The organism is Streptomyces sp. NPDC002328 (assembly GCF_042890065.1).
Classification (GTDB): Bacteria; Actinomycetota; Actinomycetes; order Streptomycetales; family Streptomycetaceae; genus Streptomyces.
In genome coordinates this window covers 246,758-263,237 of record NZ_JBIARQ010000012.1, presented here as the reverse complement: position 1 = coordinate 263,237, position 16,480 = coordinate 246,758, and the positions used below count along the sequence as shown (strand labels likewise).

The 16,480-nt window shown below is 73.6% G+C and carries 13 protein-coding genes and 1 pseudogene; 9 read left to right on the top strand and 5 right to left on the bottom strand.

Translation table 11 applies throughout. The features are described 5' to 3' along the window. The first annotated feature begins 56 nt into the window (after nucleotides 1–56). The 3 genes from ACFYX4_RS27750 to ACFYX4_RS27740 all read left to right on the top strand — a co-directional run bounded on the left by ACFYX4_RS27750 (nucleotide 57) and on the right by ACFYX4_RS27740 (nucleotide 3,446). Nucleotides 57–686 carry a hypothetical protein gene (locus ACFYX4_RS27750; protein WP_389338967.1) on the top strand — a complete coding sequence of 210 codons (630 nt, stop codon included), beginning with the start codon at nucleotides 57–59 and terminating at the stop codon, nucleotides 684–686. A 685-nt stretch (nucleotides 687–1,371) separates the two neighbouring features. Then, nucleotides 1,372–1,857 carry a MarR family winged helix-turn-helix transcriptional regulator gene (locus ACFYX4_RS27745; RefSeq protein ID WP_389338965.1) on the top strand — a complete coding sequence of 162 codons (486 nt, stop codon included), beginning with the start codon at nucleotides 1,372–1,374 and terminating at the stop codon, nucleotides 1,855–1,857. 104 nt (nucleotides 1,858–1,961) lie between these two features. After that, nucleotides 1,962–3,446, top strand: a complete 1,485-nt coding sequence (locus ACFYX4_RS27740; RefSeq protein ID WP_389338963.1) for an MFS transporter — start codon at nucleotides 1,962–1,964, stop codon at nucleotides 3,444–3,446. Between the two features lie 386 nt (nucleotides 3,447–3,832). Here ACFYX4_RS27740 and ACFYX4_RS27735 read toward each other — a convergent pair whose 3' ends face one another. Next, nucleotides 3,833–4,831, bottom strand: a complete 999-nt coding sequence (locus ACFYX4_RS27735) for a glycosyltransferase family 2 protein (RefSeq protein WP_389338961.1) — start codon at nucleotides 4,829–4,831, stop codon at nucleotides 3,833–3,835. An 89-nt stretch (nucleotides 4,832–4,920) separates the two neighbouring features. On the opposite strand from ACFYX4_RS27735, the gene ACFYX4_RS27730 reads away from it, so the two are divergent. From ACFYX4_RS27730 to ACFYX4_RS27720, 3 genes are all read left to right on the top strand, one after another. Then, complete coding sequence (locus ACFYX4_RS27730; RefSeq protein WP_389338959.1) at nucleotides 4,921–5,709, top strand: polysaccharide deacetylase family protein; 789 nt, start codon at nucleotides 4,921–4,923, stop codon at nucleotides 5,707–5,709. A gap of 136 nt (nucleotides 5,710–5,845) precedes the next feature. Next, nucleotides 5,846–6,292, top strand: coding sequence for an SRPBCC family protein (locus ACFYX4_RS27725; protein WP_389338957.1), 447 nt, complete (start codon nucleotides 5,846–5,848; stop codon nucleotides 6,290–6,292). 45 nt (nucleotides 6,293–6,337) lie between these two features. Further along, nucleotides 6,338–7,654, top strand: a complete 1,317-nt coding sequence (locus ACFYX4_RS27720) for a lanthionine synthetase LanC family protein (protein ID WP_389338955.1) — start codon at nucleotides 6,338–6,340, stop codon at nucleotides 7,652–7,654. Here ACFYX4_RS27720 and ACFYX4_RS27715 read toward each other — a convergent pair. The 4 genes from ACFYX4_RS27715 to ACFYX4_RS27700 form a co-directional block, all read right to left on the bottom strand. Then, nucleotides 7,606–8,817 carry an XdhC family protein gene (locus ACFYX4_RS27715; protein WP_389338953.1) on the bottom strand — a complete coding sequence of 404 codons (1,212 nt, stop codon included), beginning with the start codon at nucleotides 8,815–8,817 and terminating at the stop codon, nucleotides 7,606–7,608. The genes ACFYX4_RS27720 and ACFYX4_RS27715 overlap by 49 nt on opposite strands. A gap of 106 nt (nucleotides 8,818–8,923) precedes the next feature. Further along, entirely contained in the window at nucleotides 8,924–11,308 is a 2,385-nt protein-coding gene (locus ACFYX4_RS27710) for a xanthine dehydrogenase family protein molybdopterin-binding subunit (RefSeq protein WP_389338951.1), read from the bottom strand. Between the two features lie 2 nt (nucleotides 11,309–11,310). Next, nucleotides 11,311–11,859 (bottom strand): (2Fe-2S)-binding protein, encoded by a 549-nt coding sequence (locus ACFYX4_RS27705; RefSeq protein ID WP_389338949.1) that lies wholly within the window; start codon nucleotides 11,857–11,859, stop codon nucleotides 11,311–11,313. Next, complete coding sequence (locus ACFYX4_RS27700) at nucleotides 11,859–12,758, bottom strand: FAD binding domain-containing protein (RefSeq protein ID WP_389338947.1); 900 nt, start codon at nucleotides 12,756–12,758, stop codon at nucleotides 11,859–11,861. The genes ACFYX4_RS27705 and ACFYX4_RS27700 overlap by 1 nt, the downstream gene beginning before the upstream one ends. A gap of 332 nt (nucleotides 12,759–13,090) precedes the next feature. On the opposite strand from ACFYX4_RS27700, the pseudogene ACFYX4_RS27695 reads away from it, so the two are divergent. From ACFYX4_RS27695 to ACFYX4_RS27685, 3 genes and pseudogenes are all read left to right on the top strand, one after another. Then, nucleotides 13,091–13,441 (top strand): annotated as a pseudogene (locus ACFYX4_RS27695) (PucR family transcriptional regulator ligand-binding domain-containing protein); the annotation flags it as partial. A 387-nt stretch (nucleotides 13,442–13,828) separates the two neighbouring features. Further along, complete coding sequence (locus ACFYX4_RS27690; protein ID WP_389339019.1) at nucleotides 13,829–15,451, top strand: PucR family transcriptional regulator; 1,623 nt, start codon at nucleotides 13,829–13,831, stop codon at nucleotides 15,449–15,451. Nucleotides 15,452–15,600: 149 nt separating this feature from the next. Further along, complete coding sequence (locus ACFYX4_RS27685; protein WP_389338945.1) at nucleotides 15,601–16,374, top strand: hypothetical protein; 774 nt, start codon at nucleotides 15,601–15,603, stop codon at nucleotides 16,372–16,374. Nucleotides 16,375–16,480 lie beyond the last annotated feature (106 nt).

Genomic DNA, 16,480 nt, shown 5'->3' with positions numbered 1-16,480 from the left:
TCGGTCTGGACGGGACCCGCGGTCTGCGGCTCCCGACGCTCGATCGGGACGAATGGGTGGAGCTGCTGTCCGAGCTGATCGACGCCGACCGGCTCGGAGCCGCACCGGGCGCCGGGCCGCGCCTGGCGGAGGCCTGCGGAGGCCTGCCGTTCGCGCTCAACCTGGCCGGCCGACGCATCGCGGCCCGTCCCGGATGGTTGCTCGACGAGGCCGTGAACGAGCTGATCGGCGACGGCGAGGCCGGCGGCACGGAGCCCGCCCGGTTCCTGAGGCGGCTCCGGGCCGGGGACGACAGCCTGCACCAGCGCATCGAGGAGGCCTACCGGGGACTGGCCCCGGGGACCCGGCAGGTACTGCGGCAGTGCGCGACCTCGGCCGCCAGAGTGTCCGCGCACACCCTTGTACACGAGGTGGCGGACGGCCTGGACCGGCCCGAGGCGCCGGCAGCGGAGCTGTTCGACGAACTGCTGGACGATCTGATGGAGACCGGCCTCCTGGAGCCTTCTCAGTTACCCGGGGAGTACGGGATGCCGCCCCTGGTCCGGGCCTTCGCTCTGATCCAGCCCGATCCGACGAGCACGAGGAACGCCGACCGGGGGACCGACACAGGCACGGGCACGGGAAGGCTCTCCGCCAGGAGATACGACCGCGGGCAGGAACGGCCCCACCGGCTGGTACCGGCCTGATGACCGACCGATCAGCTACGGGAACGTGCGGAAGCGGGAACGAGGCCGGGACCGCTGGCCGGCAGCCGGCCGAGCGCCGCGAGCCTGCTCGCAGACAGGTCCGTGCCGGTGGTGAGCCGCCGCACCAGCGAGCGCGCGACGAGCGGGGCGAACGGGAACGAGGAGTCACAGACCGCGTACGCGTGCCCGGCGACCTATGCGGTCACAGCACTGGGCGTCGCCGCCGAGGACGCCTGGGACCCTCGCGTCCGCTGTGTCCTGGCTGTGGTCCTCTCCGCACGGTCAGATGCTGCACCCGCTGGTCTCGATATGGTTGGCGACCCGTTCCATGATCTCGGCGGCTTCGTCGAGCAGCCCGAGTTGGGAGACCCGTGGCGTCGCTCTCGGAGTCGGTTCCGATTGCGAGGCTGATACCGGAGATCCGGTCGACAGTGTGCTGCACGATGCTGGAATCGCCGTTGGATGCGTACTTGACCGCCTGAGGCAAAGCCATCAGCGGGCGGCGGCAGACCCGGTGGGGCATGAAGGCCGGCCGGTCGTCAATGCGGACCGGCCGTACACCGTGCACGGTAATGGGCGACCTCGACATCGGTAGCGCCGGCCTGGGCGATTTGGTCTACCCGGGCTCCGTTAAAGTCTCTTCTGGATAATCCGCCTCGGATCGATTTGCCCTACGCTGGCAGACATGACCGCCATGACGCCCGCGCGCAGCGAACCGGACCTGTCGTTCCTCCTCGACCACACCAGTCACGTCCTGCGGAGCAAGATGTCCGCCGCTCTCGCCGAGATCGGCCTGACCGCCCGTATGCACTGTGTGCTCGTCCACGCCCTGGAGGAGGAGCGCACCCAGATCCAGCTCGCCGAGATCGGCGACATGGACAAGACCACGATGGTGGTGACCGTGGACGCCCTGGAGAAGGCGGGCCTGGCCGAGCGCCGCCCCTCCAGTACGGACCGGCGGGCCCGGATCATCGCCGTCACCGACGATGGCGCCCGCGTCGCCGGGCAGAGCCAGAAGATCGTCGACGCCGTGCATCGCGACGCCCTGGCCGCACTTTCCGACGAGGACAGGGGGGCCCTCCTGCGGATCCTGAACCGCCTGGCCGGCGACGGCCTGGCCGCCCCCGCCGAGACCCCGCGCACCGCCCGCCGGGCGCGCCAGTCCGGATAGGCAGGGGAGCGGGGGGCGGCAAAAGTGAGACCGAAGGAAATAGTCTGCAACAAAACCATCTGCTATGGTCGCTCCTGTCGCCTCAACTGAACAGGAGAGACCGCATGTCTGCCGCAACCGACCCCGCACCGTCGCCAGCCGCTCCGCGCTCACACCGGCTCGCCCTCGGAGTCGTCGCCACCGGGATGCTCATGATCATCCTTGACGGTTCCATCGTGACCGTGGCGATGCCTGCCATCCAGAACGACCTGGGGTTCACCCCCGCCGGCCTCAGCTGGGTCGTCAACGCCTACCTCATCGCGTTCGGCAGCCTGCTCCTGCTGGTCGGCCGCATCGGCGACCTGATCGGTCGCAGGCGCATGTTCCTGGCCGGCACCGCCGTCTTCACCGCCGCCTCGCTGCTGGCCGGCGTGGCCACCTCCCCCGGCGTGTTGATCGCCGCCCGTTTCCTCCAGGGCATCGGCAGCGCGATGGCCTCCGCCGTCAGCCTGGGCATCCTCGTGACGCTGTTCACCGAGCCCAGGGAGCGCGCCAGGGCCTTCGCCGTCTTCAGTTTCACCGGCGCGGCGGGCGCGTCCATCGGCCAGGTCCTCGGCGGCGTACTCACCGACGCGCTCAACTGGCACTGGATCTTCTTCATCAACCTGCCGATCGGCATCGCCGTCCTCGCGATCGCCGTCCGCGTCCTGCCCGGTGACATCGGTTTGGGCCTCAAGGCGGGCGCGGACGTATGGGGCGCGGTGCTGGTCACCGCCGGTCTGATGCTCGCCATCTACACCGTCGTCAAGGTCGAGGCGTACGGCTGGACCTCGGGCCCCACCCTCGGCTTCGGCGCCCTCGCCGCCGTACTGCTCACCGCGTTCCTGGTCCGTCAGGCCACCGCGACGAACCCCCTGATGCCGCTGCGGATCTTCCGCTCACGCAGCGTCACCGCCGCCAACCTGGTCCAGATCCTGATGCTCGCCGCACTCTTCTCCTTCCAGGTCCTCGTCGCCCTGTACCTCCAGAAGGTGCTCGGATACGGCGCCGCCGAGACCGGCTTCGCGATGCTCCCGGCGGCCGTCGTCATCGGTGCCGTCTCCCTGGGAGTCTCCGCCCGCCTCAACGGCCGCTTCGGTGAGCGGAACGTCCTGCTGGCGGGCATCTTGCTCCTCATCGGCACCCTCGCCCTCCTCGCCCGCGTGCCCGTGCGGGCCAGTTACGCGGTCGACCTCCTCCCGGTCATGCTGCTCGCCGCGGGCTTCGGCCTCGCGCTGCCCGCGCTGACCGCACTCGGCATGTCCGGCGCGAACGAGGAGGACGCCGGTCTCGTGTCCGGTCTGTTCAACACCACCCAGCAGATCGGCATGGCGCTGGGCGTCGCGGTCCTGTCCACCCTGGCCGCCTCCCGCACAGAGAGCCTCGCGGCGGAGGGCCGGACGGCGGCCGAGGCACTCACGGGTGGCTACCGGCTCGCCTTCGCGGTGGGCGCGGGGCTCCTCGTCGTCGCCTTCGCCGTCGCCTTCACGACGCTGCGCCGCCCCGAGCGGCAGACCGCCCTGGAGCCGACCACTGACACGCAGGCTCCCGCTCGCACCGCAGCCGTCTGACCCGCCCCCGACCGCTGAGAGGCTGATCTTCATGAGCGAGAACACCGCCACCGAAACCACCACCGGCACCCGGTTCCCGCCGGTCGAGGCCAGCGGCATCATCGCCCGCCGGTAGCGCACCGAACTGGTGCCGCCCTGGCGCACGATCTGATGCAGCCGCTGCCCAGAGAAATTGAGAGCGCAGTCCTGGCGTACTGCCTCCGTTGAGCCAGGGCATCTCTGATCGCACCAAGTCACCTCCCGTCAAGCGGACCATGGCGCTTCCTCCTGCCGGGCGGCTCACGGAGTCACCTCCCGCCGGACGGGCCACAGCGCCGCCCCCTGCCAGGCAGCCCCAGGACTCACCCCCGCCCGACGCCCCACGGAGTCACCCCCCGCCGGACACCTCACAGCCCCGTCTCCCGCCAAGGTTCCGGATGGCGGTGGCGCCACGTTCCTCTGAAGCGGTGCCAGGTGGCGGCCGGGGGGATGAGCACGCTGGTGGCGAGGAGGCCGGTGACCTCCTGCCGGGTGCGTGGGCCGGGGGCGATGCGGGCCCAGGCGAACTCGCCGGTGCCGAGCGCCCAGCCGAGCGCGGCGGCGGTGGCGGCACGGCGGTGGCCGGTCGCGGCGAGCGTGCCGGCGGCGAGGCCCGCCACGGTGGTCACGGCGTGGGCGCGGACCCGCTCGCGCGGCGCGAACGAGCGGTGCCGCCAGTCGGCCCCGTGCAGCCGCCGCATCAGCGCGTCGTCGGCGTGACCGCGCTGGGCGCGCAGCGCGCCCCAGCGGTCGGCGGGCGGGACCGGATGGCGGGCGGTGCGCCGCCCCTGCCGGATGCGCCAGCCGGCGTCGAGGAGCCGCAGGGCGAGGTCGGTGTCCTCGCGGGCGGGGTCGCGCAGACGCTCGTCGAAGCCGCCGGCCCGCCGGAGCGCCTCGGTGCGGTAGGCCATGTCGGCGGTGATCCAGCGGGCCCGCGCCAGGCCCGCGGCGGTGCGCTCCCAGTCGGTGGGGCGGCGCCGGCCCGGCAGGGGCACGGCCAGCACGCCCTGGACGCCCACGGTGTCGGCGGTGGCGTCGGCGAGGTCCTCGGCGAGCTGCTCGCCCCAGTGGGGGCCCACCTGGACGTCCTCGTCGAGGAAGGCGACCCAGGGCGAACCGACCGCGCGCAGCCCGGTGTTGCGGGCGGCGGCGGGTCCGCGTCCGCCGCCGTGCAGCACGGTGGTGCGCTCGCGCAGGTCGCCGAGGACGCTCAACGGGTGCTCCAGCGGGACCGGGTCGGGGTCGGGCCGGTCGTCGACGAGGACGATGCCGGCCGGCTTCGGGCCCTTGGCGGCGGCGAGCGCGGCCAGGCAGTCGGCCAGCGAGCCCCGCACGAGGGTGGGGATCACGACGGTGTGGAAGGTCACGCACCCCGGGTGCCAGCTGACGGACGCCTCAAACACGCAGCACACATCGGAGCAGGTCAGCGGCTATACGCGCTGTGTATAGTCCGGACATGCCTCCTCTGATCAAGAAGATGCGGAAAACGGCGACCGCGTTCCGGGCGGCCGGAATCGGCGCCGTCACCGCCTGCCTCTCCCTCACCCTGACCGGCTGCGCCGGCCTCGACACCACCGCGCCCAGCGCCGTCCGCGCGGACGCGAAGGCCACGGCCCAGGCGGCGCGGCTAGGCGCCGTCGACTGCCGTGAGGTGAAGTGCATAGCGCTCACCTTCGACGCGGGTCCGAGCGAGAACTCCCCGCGGCTGCTGGACATCCTGAAGGAGAGACAGGTCCCGGCGACCTTCTTCCTGCTGGGCGCGCGGCACATCGAGAAGTTCCCGCAGCTCGTGCGGCGCATGGCCGAGGAGGGGCACGAGGTCGCCAGCCACACCTGGGACCACCGGATCCTCACCGAGCTCGAACCGAAGGAGATACGCGAGGAGTTGGAGCGCCCCAACGAGGCGATAGAGCGGATCACCGGCCGCCGGCCCACGCTGATGCGCCCGCCGCAGGGCCGTACCGACGAGACCGTGCACGAGATCTGCCGCGAGCTGGGCCTCGCGGAGGTGCTGTGGACGGTGACGGCGAAGGACTACACGACGGAGGACCCCGAGCTGATTGAGAGCCGCGTCCTCGACCAGGCCGAGCGGGACGGCATCATCCTGCTGCACGACATCTACGCGGGGACCGTGCCCGCGGTGCCGGGGATCATCGACGCGCTGAAGGAACGGGGGTACGTCTTCGTGACGGTGCCGCAGCTGCTCGCGCCCGGAAAGGCGGAACCGGGCAAGGTCTACCGATAGCCGCCCGCAGTCACCGGTGGTCAGATGTACGGAGAATCGTTTCATGGGCGATTCGCCCCGGGGCCGGGACTGGGCCAAGCGTGTGACCCCCCGGGGAACGTCCCGTCGCCCGGCCCGCACTCCCTACGATCGCTGTGTGGTCACCTTCCGATTGGAACGCACGGCGCCCCTCAGTCTCGACGAGGCCTGGCGCCGACTCACCGAGTGGCCCCGGCACGGTGACGTGGTGCCGTTGACCCGCGTCACCGTGGTCACCCCCGGGCCGACCCGCGAGGGCACGGTGTTCGTGGCGCGGTCGGGGGTGGGGCCGTTCACCGTCGACGACCGCATGGAGGTCACCGTGTGGTGCCCCCCGGACGCGGACGAGGAGAGCCCGGGCCTGTGCCGACTGGAGAAACGGGGCCGGATCGTCCTCGGCTGGGCGGAGATCGAGGTCCGCCCCGGCCCTGGCGGCCGAGCCCGGGTCGTCTGGCGCGAGGAACTCCGCGTGCGTTTCCTCCCCGCCCTCTTCGACCCCCTGCTCCGCACCGCGGCCCACACCCTCTTCGGCAGAGCGGCCAACCGTCTCCTGCGCCGCCGGTGAACAGCCCCCTGTGCAGCGGGCGTCGGCGCGTGACAGGGTGGCCGTATGACGGCGGTGAACGGGGACGGAACGCCTGCTCCGAGCGAGGTCGAGGCGTTGGCGGCGGACGGGCTGCGCTGGCTGCTCGGGGTTGCCCGGGAGACCGAGGGCGGTGGGCTCGGCTGGCCCGTTCGGGCCTCCGACACGAAGCTTGAGGCGCAGTTCTACGACGGGACCGCCGGGGTCGTGCCCGCGCTGCTGGAGGCGTGGCGGCACTTCGGGGACGACGTCTACGGCGACGCGGCCGTGCGCGCGGCGCGCGGTCTCGCCGTCGCCGCCGAGGAGGCCGAGGACGACTCGCTGTACTTCGGCCGCACCGGAATGGCACTCGTACTGCGGGCCGTGCACCGCGAGCTGGGCGACGGTGCGGCGGGCACGGCAGCCGATCGGGCGCTGGCGCGGGTCCGCTCCCGCTTCGACGGGACCCGCTGGGGCGAGCTGTTCGAGCTGATGGGCGGCAACGCGGGCATCGGCCTGGGCGCCCTCGCGGCGGGCGACGCCGAACTCGCCGTGCTCGCGCTGGAGCCGTACGCGCGGACGGCGGAGGAGACGGCGACCGGCGTCACCTGGGCGCACCGTCCGGGCGTGGAGGCCCGGCTGCACCACATCTCGCACGGCGCGCTCGGCATCGTGTACGCACTGGCCGCCGTCGGCGACGCCACCGGCCGCGCGGATTTCGTGGCGCTGGCGCGCGCCGGGGCCGCGAACGTGATCGCCCGCGACGAGGCGGGCCCGGACGGCTTCCTGGTCCCCCACTCCGATCCGCAGTTCCTGCCCGACCTGATCGAGCGGCACAGCTACGGCTGGTGCCACGGCCCGGCGGGCGACGCCCAGGTCTTCCGGCTGCTGCGGGACGTGCTGGCCGAGCCCGGCTGGCAGGACCTCGCCGACCGCTGCTGGCACACGGTGACGCACTCCGGTCTGCCGCAGCGGCTGCGGCCCGGCTTCTGGGACAACAACGCCCGCTGCTGCGGAACGGCGGGCGTCCTGGCGCTGGCCTGCGACCGGATGGCCGAGCAGGGCGACTCCCCGGACTTCGCGCACGTCCTGGTGGCCGACCTCGTCGCCCGCGCCACCCGCGACGCGGACGGGGCGCGCTGGTCGAACGTCGAGCACCGGGCCACGCCGAGCGTCCTGGAGCCGCGCACCGGATGGAGCGCGGGCGCCGCGGGCATCGTGCGCGAGCTGCTGCGTTTCGTGCGGGTGAGCGGGAAGGGCGACCCCGGCTACGCGTTCGTCTGGCCGGACCAGCCGGTGGCGCGGTCGCTCGTGGGTCAGGCGACCGAGCCGATCCTCCCCGTGGGGGTCGACGGCACGTCGTGATGGATCGGGGTGTGGGCGCCGGTCAGGGGGACGCCGGTGCCGCCTCGGCGGGCGGCGATGATCTCCGCGGCGATGGAGAGGGCCGTCTCCTCCGGGGTCCGGGCGCCCAGATCGAGGCCGATGGGCGACCGCAGACGCGCCAACTCCATTTCGGTGACGCCGACTTCGCGCAGGCGGGCGTTGCGGTCGAGGTGGGTGCGGCGGGAGCCCATCGCGCCGACGTAGGCGACGGGCAGCCGCAGCGCCAGCCGGAGCAGCGGGACGTCGAACTTGGCGTCGTGGGTGAGGACGCACAGCACGGTCCTGCCGTCGACCTCGGTGCGCTCCAGGTAGCGGTGCGGCCACTCCACGGCGATCTCGTCGGCCTCCGGGAAGCGCGCTCTCGTGGCGAACACCGGACGGGCGTCGCACACGGTGACGCGGTAGCCGAGGAACTTGCCGGCCCGCACCAGCGCCGACGCGAAGTCGATCGCGCCGAAGACGATCATGCGGGGCGGCGGCACCGAGGACTCCACGAGGACGGTGAGCGGGGCACCGCAGCGGGAGCCCTGGGCACCGATCTCCAGGGTGCCGGTGCGGCCGGCGTCCAGGAAGGCGGCGGCCTCGGCGGCGACCGTGCGGTCCAGCTCGGGATGGGCGCCGAAGCCGCCCTCGTACCCGCCGCCCTCGTACCCGCCGCCCTCGTACCCGCCGTCGCCGTACCCGCCGCCGTCGTGGGAACCGTCGGGGCGGACGAGCAGGGCGCGGCCGACGAGGTCCGCCGGGCCCGAGACGATCCGGGCCAGCGCCGCCGCCCCGCCGCCCGCGGCTGCGGCGAGCGCGGCGGCCAGCACCGGGCGGGCCGGGTCGGCGGCCCGCACCGGGGTGACCAGGACGTCGATGACTCCGCCGCAGGTCAGACCGACGGCGAAGGCGTCGTCGTCGCTGTAGCCGAAGCGTTCGAGGACCGGCTCGCCGTCCTGGAGCGCCTGCCGGCACAGGTCGTAGACGGCGCCCTCCACGCAGCCGCCGGAGACCGAGCCGACCGCCGTGCCGTCGGCGTCCACCGCGAGCGCGGCGCCGGGCCGGCGGGGCGCGCTGCCGCCCACGGCGACCACGGTGGCGACGGCGAAGTCACGGCCCTGCCCGACCCACCGGTCGAGCTCCTCGGCGATGTCCAGCATGTCTCGGTCTCCTTGCTTGCGCTCGTGTGACGAGTTCCCCGACGGGCGGCCGGTGCACGTTCGGCGGGCTCTCGTCCGGAGCGAGGGCGAGTGCGGGTGACCGCCGCTACGCGGTGCCCGTCAGGTGTTCCGGGCGTACCGGGGTCCTGTCGAGTTCCAGGCCGGTCGCGTCGCGGATGGCCGCGAGGACCGCCGGGGTCGACGACAGGGTGGGGGCCTCGCCGATGCCGCGGAGGCCGTACGGGGCGGCGGTGTCGGCGAGTTCGAGGACGTCGACCGGGATGGTCGGGGTGTCGAGGATGGTGGGGATCAGGTAGTCCGTGAAGGAGGGGTTGCGCACCTTCGCGGTCTTCGGGTCGACGACGATCTCCTCCATCACCGCGATGCCGAGGCCCTGGGTGGTGCCGCCCTGGATCTGGCCCAGCACGGACAGCGGGTTGAGCGCCTTGCCGACGTCCTGGGCGCAGGCCAGCTCGACGACCTTCACCATGCCCAGTTCGGTGTCGACCTCGACGACGGCCCGGTGCGCGGCGAAGGAGTACTGGACGTGGCCGTTGCCCTGCCCGGTGTGCAGGTCGAACGGCTCGGTCGGCCGGTGCCGCCACTCCTCCTCGACCTCGACGGCCTCCTCGCCGAGCACGTCGGCCAGGTCGGCGAGGACCTCGCCGCCGTCGGTGACCACCTTGCCGCCCTCCAGGAGGAGTTCGGCGGTGGCCCAGGCCGGGTGGTAGGAGCCGAACCGGCGGCGGCCGAGCTCCAGCGCCCGCTCGCGCACCAGCTCGCAGGCGTTCTTCACGGCGCCGCCGGTGACGTACGTCTGCCGCGAGGCGGAGGTCGAACCGGCGCTGCCCACGCGGGTGTTCGCCGGGTGGATCGTCACCTGCGCGACGCCCAGCTCGGTGCGGGCGATCTGGGCGTGGACGGTGACCCCGCCCTGGCCGACCTCGGCCATCGCCGTGTGCACGGTGGCGACGGGCTCGCCGCCGACGACCTCCAGGCGGACCCGGGCCGTCGAGTAGTCGTCGAAGCCCTCGGAGAAGCCGACGTTCTTGATGCCCACCGCGTAACCGACCCCGCGGACGACGCCCTCGCCGTGCGTGGTGTTGGACAGGCCGCCGGGCAGCTGCCGCACGTCGGCGCCCTCGCTGCTCTCCCACTGGCGCTCCGGCGGCATCGGCATCGCCTTGACGCGGCGCAGGAGTTCGGCGACGGGGGCGGGCGAGTCCACCGGCTGGCCGGTCGGCATGATCGTGCCCTGTTCCATGGCGTTGAGCTGCCTGAACTCCACCGGATCCAGGCCGAGTTCCTTCGCCACCTTGTCCATCTGCGCCTCGTAGGCGAAGCAGGCCTGGACCGCGCCGAAGCCGCGCATCGCGCCGCAGGGCGGGTTGTTGGTGTAGAGGGCGACGGCCTCGATGTCGACGTCGTCGACGACGTACGGGCCGATGCCGAGCGAGGCCGCGTTGCCGACGACGGCCGGGCTGGCGGAGGCGTACGCGCCGCCGTCGAGGACGATGCGGCACTTGACGTGGGTGAGCTTGCCGTCGCGGGTGGCGCCGTGCTCGTAGGTCAGCTTGGCCGGGTGGCGGTGGACGTGGCCGAAGAACGACTCGAAGCGGTTGTAGACGATCTTGACGGGTTTCCCGGTGCGCAGGGCGAGCAGACAGGCGTGGATCTGCATGGACAGGTCCTCGCGTCCGCCGAACGCGCCGCCCACGCCGGCCAGCGTCATCCGCACCTTGTCCTCGGGCAGGCCGAGAACGGGCGCCATCTGGCGCAGGTCGGAGTGGAGCCACTGGGTGGCGATGTAGAGGTGGACGCCGCCGTCCTCCTCGGGGACGGCGAGGCCGGACTCGGGGCCGAGGAAGGCCTGGTCCTGCATGCCGAAGGTGTACTCGCCCCGGACGATCACGTCGGCCCGGCGCGCGGCGGCCGCCGCGTCCCCGCGCACGATCGGCTGGCGGTGGACGATGTTGGGGTGCGCGACATGGCCGATGTGGTGGTCGGAACGGTTCTCGTGGACGAGGATCGCGTCGGGTGCGGTCGCGGAGGCCTCGTCGGTGACGACGGGCAGCTCGCGGTACTCGACCCTGATCTTCGCGGCGGCGCGGCGGGCGGTCTCGGGGTGGTCTGCGGCGACGATGGCGACCGGTTCGCCGTGGTGGCGGACCTTGCCGTGGGCGAGGACCGGGGTGTCCTGGATCTCCAGGCCGTAGTGCCTCACCTCGGTCGGCAGGTCGCCGTAGGTCAGGACGGCGTACACGCCCGGGAGGGCGAGAGCCTCGGCGGTGTCGATGGAGACGATCTCGGCGTGGGCGACCGTGGAGCGCAGGATCTGGCCCCACAGCATGTCCTCGTGCCACAGGTCGGAGGAGTACGCGAACTCGCCGGTGACCTTGAGGGTGCCGTCCGGGCGGAGGGTGGACTCGCCGATGCCGCCCCTGGTCCGCGAACCCTGGGTGATCTTGGTGGGAGCGCCGTTGGTCGGCATCGTCAGACCGCCTCTCCCTGCCGGGCGGCCGCGAGCCGGACCGCGTCCATGATCTTCTCGTAGCCGGTGCAGCGGCACAGGTTGCCCGAGAGCGCCTCGCGGATGTCCGCGTCGGACGGGTTCGGGGTGCGTTCCAGCATCTCGTCGGCGGCGATCAGCAGGCCGGGCGTGCAGAAGCCGCACTGGACGGCGCCGGCCTCGATGAACGCCTGCTGCACGGGCGACAGTTCGGCGCCTTCCCCGGTCTGCGAGTCGCTGGGCACCTCCGCCGCGGAGGCCGCCGCGCCGCCGCAGGAGCGCTGCCGGGCGTACTCGGCGAGCCCTTCGACGGTGACGACCTCACGGCCCTCCGCCTGACCGGCGGCGACGAGGCACGCGCAGACCGGGACGCCGTCGAGGCGGACCGTGCAGGACCCGCACTCGCCCTGCTCGCAGGCGTTCTTGGAGCCGGGCAGCCCGAGCCGCTCGCGCAGCACGTACAGCAGGGACTCGCCCTCCCAGACGTCGTCGGCCTCCTGCGGGCGGCCGTTGACGGTGAAGTTGACGCGCATCAGGCAGCGCCCCCTTTCCGATGGTCGGCGCGGCGACCGCCGCGGTAGGACTCCCAGGTCCAGGTGAGGGTGCGGCGGGCCATGACGCCGACCGCGTGGCGGCGGTAGTTCGCGGTGCCGCGGACGTCGTCGATCGGGTTGCAGGCGGCGGCGCACAGATCCGCGAACCGCTTGGCGACCGACGGGGTGACGATCTTCCCGTTGTCCCAGAAGCCGCCCTCGTCGAGGGCCGCGTTCAGGAACTCCTCGGCGGCCTTCGCCCGGACCGGGGTGGGGGCGGCCGAGCCGATGCCGGTGCGCACGGTGCGGGTCTCGGGGTGCAGGGCGAGGCCGAAGGCGCAGACCGCGATGACCATCGCGTTGCGGGTGCCGACCTTGGAGTACTGCTGCGGCCCGTCGGCCTTGCGGACGTGGACGGCGCGGATCAGCTCGTCGGCGGCGAGCGCGTTGCGCTTCACGCCGGTGTAGAACGCGTCGATGGGGATCAGGCGGGAGCCGCGCACCGACTCGACCTCCACCTCGGCGCCGGCCGCGAGGAGGGCGGGGTGGGCGTCGCCGGCCGGGGAGGCGGTGCCGAGGTTGCCGCCGACCCCGCCGCGGTTGCGGATCTGCGGGGAGGCGACCGTGTGGGAGGCGAGGGCGAGACCGGGGAGCTCGGCGCGCAGGTTCTCCATGATCCGCGTGTACGGGACGGAGGCGCCGAGCCGCACGCTGTCCTCGCCGACCTCCCACTCGTGGAGGTCCGCGACGCGGCCGAGGTCGAGGAGGTGCGTGGGACGCCGGTGGTCGAAGTTGATCTCGACCATCACATCGGTGCCCCCGGCGATCGGCACGGCGGCGGGGTGCTCGGCCTTCGCGGCGAGCGCCTCCTCCCAGCTGGCGGGGCGAAGGAAGTCCATGACCGGCTCTCTTCCACGTCTCGGGGGCGGTCGGATCAAGCCAATCCGTGTGCGGCGGGCCCGGCTCGTTCATGTGCTGTTCTCGTGGAATGGGCTCAGTACACAGCTTCGTACGCCGAGCGGGTCAGTCACCGAAACCATGAAGGAGTTGGCTGGCCAGCGCGGCCATCTTGTAGATTCGTATGAACGGAGGCCATCGGCAACCTCCTGGTATTCCGATGGAAACGCGCGACGCATCCCGTGTGACCTGGGACACGGGCCGCCGTCCGTGGCCCTGCCGGATCGGGCAAGATCCATCGTAGTTTTCTAGACAAGGAACGGCGGCGACGAGAATGCGGCTGCGCGCACTGCTGGACACCGACGCGCTGGGCCTCAGGCTGCTCGGCGGCGAGGACGAGCTGGACCGCACCGTGCGCGGGGTGATGACCACCGACCTGCGGGACCCCAGCCGCTATCTCTCCGGCGGCGAACTGGTCCTCTCGGGCCTGGCCTGGCACCGGGACGCCGCGGACTCCGATCCGTTCGTACGGATCCTCGTGCAGGCCGGCGTGGCCGCGCTGGCGGCGGGCGAGGCGGAGCTGGGCGACGTCCCCGAGGACCTGGTGGTGGCCTGCGCGCGGCACCGGCTGCCGCTGTTCGCGGTGCACGAGTCGGTGGCGTTCGCGACGATCACCGAGCATGTCGTGCGGCAGGTGTCCGGGGAGCGGGCCGGGGACCTCGCGGCCGTCGTCGACCGGCACCGCCGGATGATGACCTCCGGTCCGGCGGGCGGCGGCCCGGACGTGGTCCTGGACCTGCTCGGCACCGACCTCGACCTGCGCGCCTGGGTCCTCTCCCCCACGGGCCGCCTCATCGCGGGGCCCAAGGCGGCGGAGCCGAAGGGGGCGGAGCGGGTTGGGGCGGATCGGACGGGGGCGGAGCGGACGGGGCTGGAACGGAAGGGGACGGGGCCGGGGGCGGCGGGGACGGCTGGGCCGGGGGCGGCTGGGCCGAATGCGGCGGGGTCGGGAGCAGCGGGACCGGGACTGGCCGGGCCGGGAGCAGCGGGGCCGGGAGCAGCGGGGCCGGGGGTGGCGGGGCCGGGAGTGGCGGGGCCGGGAGTGGCGGGGGGCGATCCCGCGGCGGACGTGTTCGCGCGGCTCGCCGGCGAGCACCTGTCGGCCGTCCGCACCGGCCGCCGCGGCCCGCACCGCGTGATCGTCGGCCAGACGACGTACTCGCTCTTCCCGATCCGCAGCGCCGGCCGCTCCTCGCAGGGCGCGCACGGCGGGCAGGCCGCGAGGGACGTACGGGATCTGCGGGACGTACGGGATGTGCGGGAGACGGTGCTGTCGGACTGGCTGCTGGCCGTCGAGGCGGACGCCGGGGACTGGGCGGAGGAGCGGCTCGACCTGCTCCAGGGCGTCACCCAGCTGATCGCGGTCGAACGCGACCGTCGGGACGCGGCGCGCACGGTGCGGCGGCGGCTCGCGCAGGAGGTCCTCGAACTGGTACAGACGGGCGCCGCGCCCGCCGAGATCGCGGCCCGCCTGCGGGTGGCGGCCCCGGTCCTCCTCCCGGGCCTGGGCGCGGCCCCGCACTGGCAGGTGGTGGTGGCGCGCGTGGAGTGGGGTGGCGTCGGGGGTGGCGGCTTGGGGGCAGGTGTCGGCATGGGTGCCGGAAGTGGTGTTGCTGGTGCGGGAGTTGGGGCCGGGAGCGGCGTGAGCGGTGGCGGCGCGGCGGACAGCGGGGGTGCCTCGGGAGGCATGGGCTCGGGGAGCGGCGCGGGCGGCGGGAGCCACGCGGGCGGCTCGACGGCGTCCGGGCGCGGCGGTTCGGGAAGCGGCGCGGGTGCCGGGAGCGGCGGTGTCCCGGGCGGCTCGGCGGGCTCGGGGCGCGGCGCACCGGCGGGCGGGCGTTTCCCGGCCGCCGGCGGCAGCGGCTCGGGCGGCGTGAGCGCGTCCGTCACCGGAGGCCCGGGCACTGGCGGGATCTCCGGCTCGGGGAGCTTCTCCGGCTCGGCGGGTTTCTCCGGCTCGGGAGGCGGTGAGATCGCGGGTGGGCCGGTCGCCCAGGCTCTCCTGGAGGAGATCCTCGTCGACCCGCACGCCACCGGCCCGGAGCCGTCCGACCGCATCGCCGTGGCCCACATCGGCGGCGAGGCCGTCGCCCTCGTCCCGCTGCCCGCGGTCTCCGCCGAGCACGACGGCACGGAGACCGGCGTGATCGCCGACGCCCTCCTCGCTTCCGTACGGGAGCCGCTGTCGGCGGGGCTGGGCGACGACGGCCGGATCACGCTGGGCGTCAGCGCGGCGGTGCACTCGGCGGAGGGCCTGCGGGGCGCGCTGGAGGAGGCGCGGCACGCCCGCCGGGTGGCGGCGGCCCGCCCCGGCCGGGTGTGCGCGGCCGGACACCAGGAGCTGGCCTCGCACGTCCTGCTGCTGCCGTTCGTCCCGGACGACGTCCGCCGCGCCTTCACCGCCCGCCTGCTGGACCCCCTGCGCGAGTACGACCGCCGGCACCGCGCCGAGCTGATCCCGACGCTGGAGGCGTTCCTGGACTGCGACGGCTCGTGGACCCGGTGCGCGTCCCGGCTGCACCTGCACGTCAACACGCTGCGCTACCGCGTCGGCCGGATCGAGCAGTTGACGGGGCGTGATCTGTCGCGCCTGGAGGACAAGCTCGACTTCTTCCTCGCGCTGCGCATGAGCTGACGGATCGGCGTGCGCGGGCCGAAACCTCTACGGTCCGGTGATCCCACGACTTTGTGAAATCCTTCACCCGCCCCCTTGGCCCGGCCCGGCGATCCGTGCTGAGATGCCGCCACCACTCATAGCTCGATGGCGTGCTCGGGGAGGACAACGTGGCGCATACCGCCATGTCTGGTTACGGAACGACCGCTGGCGACGATCCCCTCCAGACCGCAGTATGGCGGCTGCGCTCGCGCGCCTGCTGGGGCGACGCCGCGGCCCTCCTCCCGGCCGGCACCGCGGCGGGCTCCATGCAGCGGGCCGCGCTGCTGGTCGAGCGGTGTCTGTACGCCGAGCAGGGCTGGCAGGAGGCGGAGGACGCGCTGCGCACGGCGGAGGCGCTGGCGCACAGCGACGAGGAGCGGGGCGCGGCGGCTTGTGAACGGGGGCACCTGGCGTACGCGGCGACCGTGCACCGGGTGCGCGACCGGGTCGACGAGGCGCGCGCCGCGCTGGGCCGGGCCGCCGCGCTGATCCCGCCGGACGCGCCCGCGCGGGCCCTGCTGGACTTCCGGCGGGGGCTGCTCGCGGAGAACCTGACCCGTGCCCCGCAGGCGGCGCGCGCCGCGTACCGCCGGGCGCACACGGCGGCGGCGGAGCACTCGGACACGCTGCTGCTGTCGTTCACGTGGCGTCATCTCGCGGGCCTGGCCCTGCGCGAGGGGGAGGTGGCGGAGGCCCGCCAGGGCTTCGCCGAGTCGCTGCGGATCAGGGAGGAGCTGGGCTACCTGGTGGGCACGGCACCGGCGCTGGCGTCACTGGCGGACGCGGAAACGGAACCCGAGGCAACCCGCCTCCGCGAGGAGGCCCGCCGCCTGCACCGCCTCCTGGGAGGCGTACCAACCTGGCTGACCCGCCACCTGAGCCCCCCGGCGGCAACGGCGTAGCTCCCCCCTTCCAACCCGTCCGGCGCTTGAGGACGAGGCCGTTCAGGCCGACCGGGGGCCTGTGGGCGAAGCTCCCAGGGCCGGAGGGACCGGGCCCGCACCCTCC